Annotated in this window: 13 protein-coding genes; 5 read left to right on the top strand and 8 right to left on the bottom strand. The window is 69.7% G+C overall.

Annotated elements, in window-relative coordinates; all coding sequences use genetic code 11:
* Positions 1–173 precede the first annotated feature (173 nt).
* The 4 genes from BJ982_RS12190 to BJ982_RS12205 form a co-directional block, all read right to left on the bottom strand.
* Positions 174–623 (bottom strand): response regulator, encoded by a 450-nt coding sequence (locus tag BJ982_RS12190; protein WP_184879639.1) that lies wholly within the window; start codon positions 621–623, stop codon positions 174–176.
* Positions 616–2,190, bottom strand: a complete 1,575-nt coding sequence (locus BJ982_RS12195; protein ID WP_184879642.1) for a sensor histidine kinase — start codon at positions 2,188–2,190, stop codon at positions 616–618. The genes BJ982_RS12190 and BJ982_RS12195 overlap by 8 nt, the downstream gene beginning before the upstream one ends.
* Complete coding sequence (locus BJ982_RS12200) at positions 2,187–3,374, bottom strand: PP2C family protein-serine/threonine phosphatase (protein ID WP_239123082.1); 1,188 nt, start codon at positions 3,372–3,374, stop codon at positions 2,187–2,189. Before BJ982_RS12200 ends, BJ982_RS12195 begins: the two co-directional genes overlap by 4 nt.
* Before the next feature lie 138 nt (positions 3,375–3,512).
* Positions 3,513–4,454 (bottom strand): LysR family transcriptional regulator, encoded by a 942-nt coding sequence (locus BJ982_RS12205; RefSeq protein ID WP_184879645.1) that lies wholly within the window; start codon positions 4,452–4,454, stop codon positions 3,513–3,515.
* 182 nt (positions 4,455–4,636) lie between these two features.
* On the opposite strand from BJ982_RS12205, the gene BJ982_RS12210 reads away from it, so the two are divergent.
* Genes BJ982_RS12210 through BJ982_RS12220 form a run of 3 tightly spaced genes read left to right on the top strand, consistent with a single transcriptional unit; the run spans position 4,637 to position 8,057 of the window.
* Positions 4,637–5,401, top strand: a complete 765-nt coding sequence (locus BJ982_RS12210; protein ID WP_260413754.1) for a succinate dehydrogenase cytochrome b subunit — start codon at positions 4,637–4,639, stop codon at positions 5,399–5,401.
* Positions 5,398–7,323 carry a fumarate reductase/succinate dehydrogenase flavoprotein subunit gene (locus tag BJ982_RS12215; RefSeq protein ID WP_184879648.1) on the top strand — a complete coding sequence of 642 codons (1,926 nt, stop codon included), beginning with the start codon at positions 5,398–5,400 and terminating at the stop codon, positions 7,321–7,323. Before BJ982_RS12210 ends, BJ982_RS12215 begins: the two co-directional genes overlap by 4 nt.
* Positions 7,320–8,057 (top strand): succinate dehydrogenase/fumarate reductase iron-sulfur subunit, encoded by a 738-nt coding sequence (locus BJ982_RS12220; RefSeq protein WP_184879652.1) that lies wholly within the window; start codon positions 7,320–7,322, stop codon positions 8,055–8,057. The genes BJ982_RS12215 and BJ982_RS12220 overlap by 4 nt, the downstream gene beginning before the upstream one ends.
* Positions 8,058–8,309: 252 nt before the next feature.
* Here BJ982_RS12220 and BJ982_RS12225 read toward each other — a convergent pair whose 3' ends face one another.
* Both BJ982_RS12225 and BJ982_RS12230 read right to left on the bottom strand, forming a co-directional pair.
* On the bottom strand, positions 8,310–8,537 hold the full coding sequence (locus tag BJ982_RS12225) for a DUF397 domain-containing protein (RefSeq protein WP_184879655.1): 228 nt from the start codon (positions 8,535–8,537) through the stop codon (positions 8,310–8,312).
* A gap of 30 nt (positions 8,538–8,567) precedes the next feature.
* Positions 8,568–9,425: a helix-turn-helix domain-containing protein gene (locus BJ982_RS12230; protein WP_184879657.1), complete on the bottom strand. Its 858-nt coding sequence runs from the start codon at positions 9,423–9,425 to the stop codon at positions 8,568–8,570.
* A 241-nt stretch (positions 9,426–9,666) separates the two neighbouring features.
* On the opposite strand from BJ982_RS12230, the gene BJ982_RS12235 reads away from it, so the two are divergent.
* Complete coding sequence (locus BJ982_RS12235) at positions 9,667–10,137, top strand: ATP-binding protein (RefSeq protein WP_184879659.1); 471 nt, start codon at positions 9,667–9,669, stop codon at positions 10,135–10,137.
* A 119-nt stretch (positions 10,138–10,256) separates the two neighbouring features.
* On the opposite strand, the gene BJ982_RS12240 is transcribed toward BJ982_RS12235, so the two are convergent.
* Together BJ982_RS12240 and BJ982_RS12245 are read right to left on the bottom strand one after the other, a co-directional pair.
* The gene (locus BJ982_RS12240; RefSeq protein WP_184879661.1) at positions 10,257–10,634 is read right to left on the bottom strand and encodes a GntR family transcriptional regulator; all 378 of its coding nucleotides are present in this window, start codon (positions 10,632–10,634) and stop codon (positions 10,257–10,259) included.
* Positions 10,631–11,443, bottom strand: coding sequence for a hypothetical protein (locus BJ982_RS12245; protein WP_184879663.1), 813 nt, complete (start codon positions 11,441–11,443; stop codon positions 10,631–10,633). Before BJ982_RS12245 ends, BJ982_RS12240 begins: the two co-directional genes overlap by 4 nt.
* Before the next feature lie 172 nt (positions 11,444–11,615).
* On the opposite strand from BJ982_RS12245, the gene BJ982_RS12250 reads away from it, so the two are divergent.
* On the top strand, positions 11,616–12,731 hold the full coding sequence (locus tag BJ982_RS12250) for a MerR family transcriptional regulator (protein ID WP_203959177.1): 1,116 nt from the start codon (positions 11,616–11,618) through the stop codon (positions 12,729–12,731).
* Positions 12,732–12,813 lie beyond the last annotated feature (82 nt).

Below are 12,813 nucleotides of genomic sequence, written 5' to 3' on the forward strand. Positions count from 1 at the left end.
GAGGGCCGGGCTTTCACGTTTGGCTGGGTGCCGCGCGCAGTATGCTCCGCGCCGGTCGCAGCCGCGCGCGTGCCGGGTGGGGCTACGTTACGACGGCTGGAACCCTGCGTGTGGACAGGGTCACTGACTTTTTCGACCGACCTCGTGTGATTCCCATCACGTCGTTGTCAGGCTCAGGGCCGCTGCCCACTCCTAGGCAGTTTAACGACTGTCACGAAGAAGTCATCGATCTGGCGTACCACCCTGATGAACTGGTCGAAGTCCACCGGCTTGGCCACGTAGGCGTTGGCGTGGAGGCGGTAGCTGCGCAGGATGTCCTCCTCGGCCTCGGAGGTCGTCAGCACCACCACGGGGATGCTGCGCAGCTCGGCGTCGGCCTTGATGTCCTCCAGCACCTCCCTGCCGTCCTTGCGGGGGAGGTTGAGGTCGAGCAGGATCAGGTCCGGCCGCGGCACGTCGGCGTACTGCCCCTCCCGGCGCAGGAAGGCCATGGCCTGCTCGCCGTCGCTGACGACGTGCAGCTTGTTCTGCACCTTGTTGTGCTCGAAGGCCTCCTGGGTCAGCAGGACGTCTCCGGGGTCGTCCTCCACGAGCAGGACGTCGATCCAGCGCATGTCATTCATCCGTGTCTCCAGAAGCGGGCAGTGTCCAGCGGAAGGTGGTCCCCGGACGGCCGGGCGCCGGGTCGTCGAGCCAGATCTTGCCGCCGTGGTACTCGACGATCTTCCTGCACAGTGCCAGGCCGATGCCGGTGCCGGGATACACGTCACGTGGGTGCAGGCGCTGAAATATCAGGAAGATTCGGTCAGCGTACTTGCTCTCCACGCCGATGCCGTTGTCGGTGCACGCGAACTCCCACATGTCGTCCCGCGGCTCGGCGGAGATGTGGACGCGCGGCGGCTCCTCGGAGCGGAACTTCAGCGCGTTGCCGATGAGGTTCTGGAAGAGCTGCGTGAGCAGCACCTGGTTGCCGTGGATCTCCGGCAGCTCGTCGTGGGTGACGGTCGCGCCGGTGTCCTCGATCTTCGCCGCCAGGTTGGCGAGGGCGACGTCCAGCGCCCGCTGCGTCTTGACCGGCGCCTTCTCGCCGCCCACGCGGCCCACCCGCGACAGGTCCAGCAGGTCGTTGATCAGGAGCTGCATGCGCTTGGCGCCGTCCACGGCGAAGGCGACGTACTGCTTGGCGCGGTCGTCGAGCTGGTCGCCGTACCGCTGCTCCAGCATCTGGGTGAAGCTCGCGACCTTGCGCAGCGGCTCCTGCAGGTCGTGGCTGGCCACGTAGGCGAACTGCTCCAGCTCGGCGTTGGACCTGCGCAGCTCCACGGCCTGGTCGGCGAGCTGCTGCCGGGCCTCGGCGGTACGGCGCCACTCCCGCAGGATGCGCCCGCGCATGGCGTCGACGCGGCCGGACAGCTCCGCCAGCTCGGCGGGCCTGTCGACCTGCAGCTCGCGGTCGAACTCGCCGAGGGTGACGGCGCGCACCTGGTGGGTGAGCTGGTGGATCGGCCGCAGCACGACGTACCTGACGATCAGCGTGAACATCACGGCGGCGGCCACGAAGACCAGCGCCAGCCCGATCAGCACGAAGTAGACCGTGCGCCAGCCGTCCTCCAGGCGGGCGCTGCCCTCGTCGTGCATGCGGCCGAGCGTCTGCTGCTGGGCGGCGAGCGCCTCCCGTACGGCGGCGAGACGCTGGGTGTTCACCTGGGCGTAGGTGGTGGCGGTCTGGAGCTTGAGCTCGGGGACCTTGGCGATCACGACGTCGGCGTAGTCGCGCCGCCAGGCGGCGGCGGTCTCGGCCAGGCGCCGCAGGTCGGCGCGGGGCGTCTCACCGCGCATCCTGGCGACCAGGGCGGATAGCTTGGCGAACGCCGCCGTCTCGGCCTGCTGGGCCGCCCGGTAGTCCTGGAGGTACTGCGTCTCGTTGGTGCGCCCGTAAGTGCGGATCGAGTTCTCCTCCGCCGACAGCGCCGTGGAGACCTCCAGCGTGTGCAGGACGGCGGGGTCGATCACGTCGACCAGCGACTCGCGGTCCAGGCGGGTCGCGTTGATCGTCATGACGGTGAGGGCGGCGCCGACGACGAAGGCGAGCATCGTCGCCACCCCGGCGACGAGGAACCACCGCCCGAGCGGCAGGCGGCCGAAGCCCTTCGGCGGCGCCGGGGCCGGCAGGGGAGACAGGTGGGTCACGTCGGCCTCCTGCCGATCAGCACGGCCGCGAGGTCGTCGCTCAGCTCGTCCCTGTGCATGTCCTGGACGGCCGTGATCAGGCGGTCGAGGTCGATCTCGCCCTGCTCACGGATGAGGCTCATGAGGCCCTCGGTGCCGAGCAGGTCGGGGCCGCCGCCGACCGTGGCCTCGATCAGCCCGTCGGTGTAGAGGAGCAGCGCCCAGTCGTCGCCGAGCGGCAGCCGGATCGTGGCCCACTCGATGTCGCGGAAGATGCCGAGCGGCGGCCCGGACGGCGCGTCGGGCACGACGTCCAGGATGCCCTGGTGGATGTCGCCGCGCAGGAACAGCGGGGGCGGGTGCCCGACGACGTGCAGGTCGGCGTGGCGCAGGCCGGGCTCGATCGTCACCGTGCACAGGGTGGTGAAGATCTCGGGGGACTTGCGCTCGTTGCGCAGCACGGTCTCCAGGGTGGCCAGCAGGTCGTTGCCCGTGTGGCCCGCCAGGACGAGCGCGCGCCAGGCGATGCGCAGGGCGACGCCGAGCGCCGCCTCGTCGGGGCCGTGGCCGCACACGTCGCCGATCACGACGTGGACCGCGCCGTCGGGGGTCTGCACGGTGTCCCAGAAGTCGCCCGCGAGCAGGGCCTGCCGGCGTCCTGGCAGATAGCGCGCGTGGTGCTGGAGCCCCTGGGTGTGGTCGAGCAGGGGGACGGGCAGCAGGCCGTGCTCCAGGCGGGTGTTCTCGCGGCTGAAGTGCTGGGCCTCGGCGAGCTTGCGCTGGGTGAGGTCGGCGCGCTTGCGCTCGATGGCGTAGCTGATGGCCCGGGCGAGCAGGCGCTCGTCGACGTCCTGTTTCACCAGGTAGTCCTGGGCGCCGGCCGCGACGGCCTCGACGCCGACGTGCGCGTCGTTGAGGCCGGTCAGCACGAGCACGGCCGTGTCGGGCGCCATGGCGATGACCTGCTGCAGCGCCTCCAGGCCCGAGGCGTCGGGCAGCGAGAGGTCCACCACCACGCACTGGACCTGGTCGGTGAGCCGGTCGCGGCTCTCGGCCATGCTGCGCGCCCAGATGATCTTGGGGGGCGCAGGAGTGGTCGCCAGCAGCTCCTCGACCAGGAACGCGTCGCCCGCGTCGTCCTCGATCAAGAGGATCGTCTGCATCTCGGTCGGCGCCGCCGGCGTGCCGGGCGAGAGCGCGGTCACTGGTGCCTCTTATGAAGTGTGGGTTGACCTTGCCTGTTGACCTGCACCATATAGCGAAAGTCGCCCCGACGCATGAATGTACAAAACCGTGACTTAAGGCATGAAGCATTCGAAATCGCTGTTGCTGTCGCGCGCATGTCACAGCTCTGCGGGAGGAGTGCTCAGCTCGACACCCTGCGGCAGAGACCCCTCCTCGGCTGCCTCGGACAGATAGGAGAGCAGCGTAGCGCGGAACGCCAGGGCCGCACGGATGGGCTCGACATCCTTGCGATGGGCGAGCGCGACCGCGCGGCGAAGGCCCGGCGGGGCCAGCGGGGTGCCCGCCAGGCCGGGCCGCCCGTCCAGCACCATCGACGGCACCACCGCGACCCCGAGCCCGGCCTCGACGAAGCGCAGCACCGCGTCCATCTCGCCGCCCTCGACGGCGAAGCGCGGCTCGAAACCGGCCTGGCGGCAGGCGTTCAGCGTCGCCTCGCGCAGGTCGTACCCCCGGCGGAACATCACCATCGGCCGGCCGCGCAGCTCCTCGATCCGCACGTACGGCCGGCGCGGACGTGTTCCGGCGGGTGAGGCGACCACCAGGTTCTCGCGCAGGATCTCCTCGGTCACCAGCGAAGGGTCGCTGCTCTGCAGGGGCAGGATGATCAGTGCCAGGTCGAGCTGGCCGCGCGCCAGGTCGCGGACCAGGTCGCGCGAGCCGCCCTCCTCCACCAGCAGGTCGATGCCCGGATAGTCGTCGTGGAAGCGGGCCAGCGCCTCGGCCAGCAGCCCCGCGCACAGCGACGGCGTCGCGCCGAGCCGCACCCGGCCCCGGCCCAGCCCGGCCAGCTCCGCCACCTCGCGGCGCGCGGTCTCGGCGTCCGCCAGAATGCGCCGCGCCAGGGGGAGCAGCAGCTCGCCGGCGGGGGTGAGCGTCACGTTGCCGCGGGCGCGGCTGAACAGCGGCGCGCCCAGCTCGGCCTCCAGCGCCTTGATCTGCTTGCTCAGGGACGGCTGGGCGAGCCGCATCCGCTCGGCGGCGTGCGTGAAGTGTGCGGTCTCCGCCACAGCCACGAACGAGGCCAGTTGCTGTAGCTGCACGGTCCACAGCGTACGGTGGGCGTCGCCGCCGCTCGCGGGCGGCATGCGGGTGTGAGATTGCTCGCATCGGCCCGGGGGGTCGGAACGTCCGATGACCCGAAGGGCCACGGTGCATAGCCTCCGGCTATCGACACGAGGCGGCCGATGACTTGGACGCCTTATCCCCGCCTTACTTAGCGTCGATGGATGTGACATCCACCATCGAACGAGGCATGGCCACCGCCGAGGTCCGCCGCCACCCCGATCCGCCGAGGACGCCGGCGCGGCGCGGGCCGGGCCTGCTGCGCACCTCCAACGGCAGGAAGGCCGTCATGGCGGTCACCGGCGCCGTGCTGGTGCTCTTCCTCATCGGTCACATGCTGGGCAACCTCAAGATCTTCCTCGGCGCGGAGTCGTTCAACTCCTACGCCGAATGGCTGCGCACCGTCGGCGAGCCCGCCGTGCCCGGCCGCACGCTGCTGACCCTCACCGAGATCGCGCTGGTCGCCGCGGTCGTGCTGCACATGTGGTCGGCGGTCTCGCTGGCCCGTCGCGCCGCCAAGGCCCGCCCCGTCAAGTACGCGGCCCGGCGCAAGTCGCAGGCCGGCGGCTACGTCGTCCACACCATGCGCTACGGCGGCGTGATCATCCTGCTGTTCGTCGTCTGGCACCTGCTCGACCTGACCTTCGGGACCGTCAACCCCAAGGGCTTCCACGCCTCCCCGTACGACCGCGTCGTCGCCGGGTTCGACCCCTCCCGGTGGTGGGTGACGGCCTTCTACATCCTGGCCCTCGTGATGGTGGGGCTGCACCTGCGCCACGGCCTGTGGAGCGCCTTCCAGACGCTCGGGCTGACCCGCGGCCGGGCCCGCGGCCTGCTCAGCGCCGTCGCCGCCGCCGGCTCCGCCGTGCTGATCCTCGGGTTCGTGTCCGTTCCCATCGCCGTGATGATCGGAGCTGTGAAGTGAACTACACGACCGGGGAGCCGATCCGCGACACCAAGGCCCCCGCCGGGCCCATCGAGGACCGCTGGGACACCCGCCGCTTCTCCGCCAAGCTCGTCAACCCCGCCAACAAGCGCAAGCTCACCGTGATCGTCGTGGGCACCGGGCTCGCCGGCGGCTCCGCCGCGGCGACCCTCGGCGAGCTGGGCTACAAGGTCAAGTCGTTCTGCTACCAGGACTCCCCCCGGCGCGCGCACTCCATCGCCGCGCAGGGCGGCATCAACGCGGCCAAGAACTATCGGGGCGACGGCGACTCGATCCACCGCCTGTTCTACGACACCGTCAAGGGCGGCGACTTCCGCGCCCGCGAGTCCAACGTCTACCGGCTCGCCCAGGTCAGCGTGAACATCATCGACCAGGCCGTGGCCCAGGGCGTGCCGTTCGCCCGCGAGTACGGCGGCCTGCTCGACACCCGCTCCTTCGGCGGCGCGCAGGTCTCCCGGACCTTCTACGCCCGCGGGCAGACGGGCCAGCAGCTCCTGCTCGGCGCCTACCAGGCCCTGGAGCGCCAGATCGCGGCCGGGACCGTCGAGATGCACACCCGGCACGAGATGCTCGACCTGGTGGTCAGCGGCGGGCGGGCGCGCGGCGTCATCGTCCGCGACCTGGTCACCGGCGAGATCGAGACCCACCTCGCGGACGCGGTCGTGCTGGCCACCGGCGGGTACGGCAACGTGTTCTTCCTGTCCACCAACGCCAAGGGGTGCAACACCACGGCGATCTGGCGGGCGCACCGGCGCGGCGCGTACTTCGGGAACCCTTGCTACACGCAGATCCACCCGACGTGCATCCCGGTCAGCGGCGACTACCAGTCGAAGCTGACGCTGATGTCGGAGTCGCTGCGCAACGACGGGCGGGTCTGGGTGCCGGTCGAGGCCGGGGACTCCCGTGCGCCCGGCGACATCCCGGAATCCGACCGCGACTACTACCTTGAGCGGATTTATCCGGCCTTCGGGAACCTTGTCCCCCGGGACATCGCGTCCCGGGCCGCCAAGAACGTCTGCGACGAGGGCCGCGGCGTCGGCCCCGGCGGGCTCGGCGTGTACCTAGACTTCGCCGACGCCATCGCCCGCCTCGGCAAGGACGCCGTCGAGAAGAAGTACGGCAACCTCTTCGAGATGTACGAGCGCATCACCGGCGAGGACCCCTACACCCGGCCCATGCGCATCTACCCCGCCGTCCACTACACCATGGGCGGGCTGTGGGTGGACTACGACCTGCAGTCCACCATCCCCGGCCTGTTCGTCATCGGCGAGGCCAACTTCTCCGACCACGGCGCCAACCGCCTCGGCGCCTCCGCCCTCATGCAGGGCCTCGCGGACGGCTACTTCGTCCTGCCCACCACGATCGGCGACTACCTCGCCGGCGGACCCTTCGGCGAGGTCGAGAAGGCCGACGTCGACGAGGCCCTCGGCCAGGTCACCGGCAAGATCGGCCGCCTGCTGTCCGTCGGCGGCACCCGCACGGCCGACTCCTACCACCGCGAGCTCGGCAAGCTCATGTGGGACCACTGCGGCATGGAACGCACCGAGGAGGGCCTGCGCAAGGCCCTCGACCGCATCCCCGAGCTACGCGAGGAGTTCTGGAAGAACGTCAAGGTCCCCGGCGACGAGGAAGGGCTCAACCAGGCCCTGGAGCGGGCCGGCCGGGTCGCCGACTTCTTCGACCTCGCCGAGCTGATGTGCCTGGACGCCCTGCACCGCACCGAGTCCTGCGGCGGGCACTTCCGCGCCGAGTCCCAGACCGAGGACGGCGAGGCGCTGCGCGACGACGACGGCTTCGCCTACGTCGCCGCCTGGGAGTACGGCCGGGACGGCACGCCCGTCCTGCACAAGGAAGAGCTCGACTACGAGTACGTCAAGATGACCCAGCGGAGCTACAAGTGAACCTGACCCTCAAAGTCTGGCGGCAGAACGGCCCCGGCGACTCGGGGCGCATGGTGACCTACCAGGTCACGGACGTGTCCCCGGACATGTCCTTCCTGGAGATGCTCGACGTCCTCAACGAGCGGCTCATCCTCGAAGGGGACGACCCGGTCGCCTTCGACCACGACTGCCGCGAGGGCATCTGCGGCATGTGCGGCATGGTCATCAACGGCGTCGCGCACGGCGAGCAGCGGGCCACCACGACCTGCCAGCTCCACATGCGCCACTTCGAGGACGGCGCCACCGTCACCATCGAGCCGTGGCGCGCCGCGCCGTTCCCCGTCATCAAGGACCTGGTCGTCGACCGCGGCTCCTTCGACCGCATCATCCAGGCCGGCGGCTTCGTCTCCGTCCCCGCCGGCTCGGCCCCCGACGCCCACAGCGTCCCGGTCAAGAAGGAGAACGCCGACGCCGCCTTCGACGCCGCCACCTGCATCGGCTGCGGCGCCTGCGTCGCCGCCTGCCCCAACGGCTCGGCCTCCCTCTTCACCGGCGCCAAGATCACCCACCTGGGCCTGCTACCTCAGGGCCAGCCCGAACGCGACTCCCGCGCCCTCGCCATGGTCGAACAGATGGACCTGGAGGGCTTCGGCGGCTGCACCAACACCGGCGAATGCACCGCCGTCTGCCCCAAGGGCATCTCCCTCGACGTAATAACCCAAATGAACCGCGACTACCTAAAGGCCGCCAAGTAACACCCCAACGCCGGGCCCTGGAACCACCAGGGGCCCGGCCTTACGTACGCCAGGTCCTCCGCCTTGGGTACGTCAAGCCTCCGGCCTAAAGCACATCAGGCCTCCGGCCTCAAAAAGGTCTTCGCTCCGCTCAGGCTGTTTTCCCAGGGCCTGCGGCCCAACGGCCCCCGCCTCCGGCTCGGCCTGTGTTCCCCATGCCCTCGCCGCGACCGGCAACGCCGGTCCTCGCGTCATTGGCCAAGAGAACCGCGGTCAGGACCCTAAGGACCCGTCCTTGATGGCCCGGAGAAAGTCGTACCACCCTGCGGGGCAGAATGCCAGCACGATGTCATCTGGACGCTTGGAATCCCGCACCAAGCGACGTGGGCCGCCGGATCCACCACGGGCGGCGATCGGATTCGATAAGGCCACCTCTACGCAGTTGCCTCCCTGGCCACTGCTCCGACTGCTCTTCCGCCACTTGATCGCGAAAGCGTCCATCACGGATCCGATCTGCTCTGCCAGGCGGTGTCACCGGAGGTCCTGGTGAACCTTCGCGATCAGTGCCTGGGATTCGTCAGGGCTGAGCGCACGAGCGCGTAGGTGATCGAACATCAGGTTGTAAGTATCAACCTCTGTCCGGCCTTCTAGATAGAGGCTCCCTGCGCGGTATTCGACATATACGACGTCCGGATCCATGCTCTCGGGGAAGCCGAGAATGGTGAAGGCGCCGTCCATACCTGGATGAGCACCGGCCTCGAACGGCAGGATTTGGAGCGTGACGTTGTGAAGCCGTGACACCTCCATGAGTCGCTCCAGTTGGTCCCGCATCGTCTCCCTGCCACCCACCTGCCGGCGCACGGCCGCTTCGTTGAGCACGGCCCAGATCGCAGGTGCCTCGTCACCACTGAGTCTGGCCTGACGCTCCATGCGTACGGCCACCCGGCGATCGATCTCCTCAGCGCCAGGTACGACCGGTTCCGCAAGGGTCACCGCCCGCATGTACCCGGCTGTCTGGAGCAACCCTGGTACGCACTCCGACTCGTACGCCCTAATCGTCGCGGCTTCCTCTTCCAAGCTCACGTACGTCTCGAACCAGGTGGGGATCGCGCCGCTGTACGGATGCCACCAACCACGTCTGCGCGCTTCCTTGGCCATCTTGAGCAGGGCGTCCCGCTGCGCTCCGGTGATCCCGTACAACTCCAGCATGAGTGCCACCTCGCCCACGCGAGGTCCGGAGCGGGCGATCTCGAAGCGCGTGATGGTGGCCGGTGCGCAGCCGATGACTTCCGCCACCTGCTCCCGAGTCAGTCCCGCCTCCTTTCGCAGGCGCCGAAGCTCGGCCGCCAGTCGCCTGCGGCGAGCGGTGGGACTGGTGCGAGGACTCATGTTTCCCTCCATCTGTGACCTGGGACGGGTGCCTGTCACGCAGAAAAACTGAACTAGTTCACTTGGTTTGGCTTCGCGACGCACTAACTCTGTGCACACTAGTGCTTACGTTGAGCGAGCGAATGGGTTTCGGAGACCCACGTCCCCACCTGCCGCACGCCCGTACGGGGAAGGTCGGAATGCGGCCGGGACATGGTGATCCGCTCGCCGGTCGCGCAACAGGACCACGCCGAGGAGTGTCATGGGAGCAGCGCCGGACGGTCTGCGTACCGTCTGCTGGGATCTGCCCGACAACCTGCCGATGATCGGGAAGGCTCGCCGTCTGGTAAAGGACGTGATCACCCACTGGGGGGCGGGAGAGGTCGTGGACGACGTGGTTCTCGTCGTGGGAGAACTGCTCGCGAACGCCGTCACCCATGGCGAGCCGCCGATCCGCCTCTCGCTCTGGTCGACCCGCCAGGACTTGTGTGTGCGCGTGACCGACCACGGCCGCGAGTTGCCGCGACACCTCAACCTGGCCGTCGAAGCCCTCCATGGCCGAGGCCTGGCCATCGTCGCCGCCCTCGCCCACGACCATGGCGTCACGCGCCCACCGGACGGCTCCGGTAAGACGGTCTGGGCGCGCTGGCGCCTGTCGTCCGGCGATCACGCCGCCACATTCGTGGTGAGCGACATGTACGGCCCATGCCAATGTCCACCACGGAGATCGTGATGAGGCACTCGGAGCGTCTGTGGCACTAGGCGTACAAGTCCGGCAGGGGCTCGTCGTTCGGCGGGATGTGGGTGGAGGGCCTGGTCAGGCGGTCGGCGAAGGCGTTGGACGGTTCGCGGTCATGACGGGGTCGGTGCTGCGCCGCGGGATGTCAGGGCCGCCTGCACGATGCGGATCGCCTCTCCCGCGTCGATGCCGACGCCGGCCACTACGGCCGCGTAGTCGGCGGCGGCCCTGCGGACCCGCTCCCGGCCCTCCTCGCCGGCGGCCGAAACGAACGAGCCCGCCCGTCCGCGTGTCTCGATCAACCCCGCCTCCTCCAGCTCCCGGTAGGCCCGGCCGACCGTGTTGACGGCCAGGCCGAGGTCGGCCGCGAGGTGGCGGATGGTCGGCAGCCGGGCGCCCACGGCCAGCGTGCGGTCCTGGATCTGCCGGGCGAGCTGGGCCCGTAGCTGCTCGAAGGGCGGTACCGGCGAGGCCGCGTCGATTATGATCATCGGTTGCTCATCGCCTGCCGGGCCACCGTCGCGCTCGACGGCGTCCTGGTGTTGAGCGCGATGAAGGCGACCAGGCCCAGGAGCAGGTAGGCGACCGAAGCGGCGCTCCACCAGCCGGGCGCGGTGCCGAAGAGCAGCACCATGGGCAGTGACCACTGCACGTTCGGCGTGGCGAGGACGCGGGCGTCTTCGACGCGCATGATGACATCGGCGGTCAGCGACTCCTCGTCCTCCGCCACGACCGGGTGCCTGAGCAGATGGCGTAGCTGCAGGGCGAAGATGGCGGTCGCGCCGAGCATGCCGATCAACAGGACGACGGCCGGCCGCCGCACGGTGGGGTCGGGAACGGCCAGGGCGCTCCCGGTCAGCGCCATCGCACCGGCGAAGGTGGCGACCGTGAAGACGGCGTACGGCCGGCCGAGCACGGCCCGCCAGCCGGGCTGGATCAGATGGGCGGCCCTGCGGGACAGCGTCGCGCCCGCCCGCTGGTCGACGCGTCGCACCCACCAGTCGAGCAGCGACTGCGCCAGCAGCAGTCCGGCCACGACGACGGTCAGGGCCGGTAGCTGCAGCGGGTGCTGCGGCTGAGGTCCGAGGAAGGCGACACTGGCGAGGGCGCTCGCGATGATCAGCACCCCCAGGATGACGTGAGCGGCGAGGCGGGCCTGTCTCCGGACCACCAGCCGGCTGGCCAGCAGCGGGGTGGGGCGAGCTCCGGCCAGGTCGTGCCGGGCCAGCCACTCGCCCGCCAGGCGCAGGTCGGCCGCACGCGTCGGCGGACCGGCGTCCGGTGATGGTTCACGAGTCATGGCGCCTCCCTGGTCGCAGGCTTTGTCGCAAGCTTTGTAGCAATATGGTGCGTCAAACTTTGCGACAAAGTCAACGTGCCGCCGCCACGAAGGGGTCGGTGGGGTCGTCGTCGATGCCGCAGTCCGTGAGGCACTTGACCCTCACGTGGCGTCAGGCCGCATATTCGGTGCCATGGAGGAGCACTGGACCGTGGGACACGTAGCCGAGCTGGCCGGCGTGAGCGTCCGCACGCTGCATCACTATGACGAGATCAGGCTCGTCCGGCCGTCGGCGCGGACCGCGGCCGGGTACCGGGCCTATTCGGCGGGCGACGTGGAGCGGCTGCGGGAGGTCCTGGCCTATCGGCGGTTGGGCTTCGGGTTGCGGGAGGTCGCGGAACTGGTCGGCGACCCGTCCACCGACGCGGTCGCGCACCTGCGCCGACTGCGCGGCCTGCTGCTGGAGCGGCGTGATCACGCTGACGCCATGGTGGCGGCCATCGACAGGGAACTTGAGGCACGGGCGAAGGGACTGAAGGTGACGCCGAAGGAGCAACTAGAGATGCTCGGTGCACGGCTGTACGACGCGATCGGCAGCGCTTACACCGCGACACGGCGTACCGAGCCGCGGATCGCCGCGCGGATCTGGGACGCGCTCGGCGACGCGCGGACGGTGCTGAACGTCGGGGCCGGCACCGGCTCCTACGAGCCTGCTGATCGCGACGTGACCGCGGTGGAGCCATCGGCGGTCATGCGGGGGCAGCGGCCTGCCGGCGCGGCGCCGTGCGTGGCCGCCGCCGCGGAGAGCCTGCCGTTCGAGGACCGGTCCTTCGACGTCGCGATGGCCGTCTCCACCGTTCATCACTGGGGGGACCCGATAGCAGGGCTGCGCGAGATGCGGCGCGTGGCCCACCGCGTGGTGGTGCTCACGTTCGACACCGACGAGCCCGGATGGCAGGACCGGTTCTGGCTTACCCGCGACTATTTGCCCGAGTTCGCGGCCGTCCTCGCGGAATTTCCCTCGCTTACCGGGATGGTCGACGCGATCGGCGCCCGCGCTGAGCCGGTGCCCATCCCGTGGGACTGCGCTGATGGCCTGTTCGAGGCGTACTGGCGCCGACCGGAGGCGTATCTGGAGGATGACGTGCGCCGTGCGATGTCGGTGTGGACGAGGGTCGGGCCGGAGGCCGAGCAGCGGGCGGTGCGAAGCCTCGGCGACGACCTCGACTCCGGCCGGTGGGCCGAGCGCAACAGCGACCTCGCCGCCCTCGACGCGGCAGATCTCGGCCTCCGCCTGCTCATCGCTTGAACCGCGTCCACGCTAGGCGTTCTCTCTCAGTAGTGCATCGGACACGTCATGTAGCGGTTATGGTGGCGGGCAGGAGCACGCG

This window comes from Sphaerisporangium siamense (assembly GCF_014205275.1).
GTDB classification, from domain to species: Bacteria; Actinomycetota; Actinomycetes; order Streptosporangiales; family Streptosporangiaceae; genus Sphaerisporangium; species Sphaerisporangium siamense.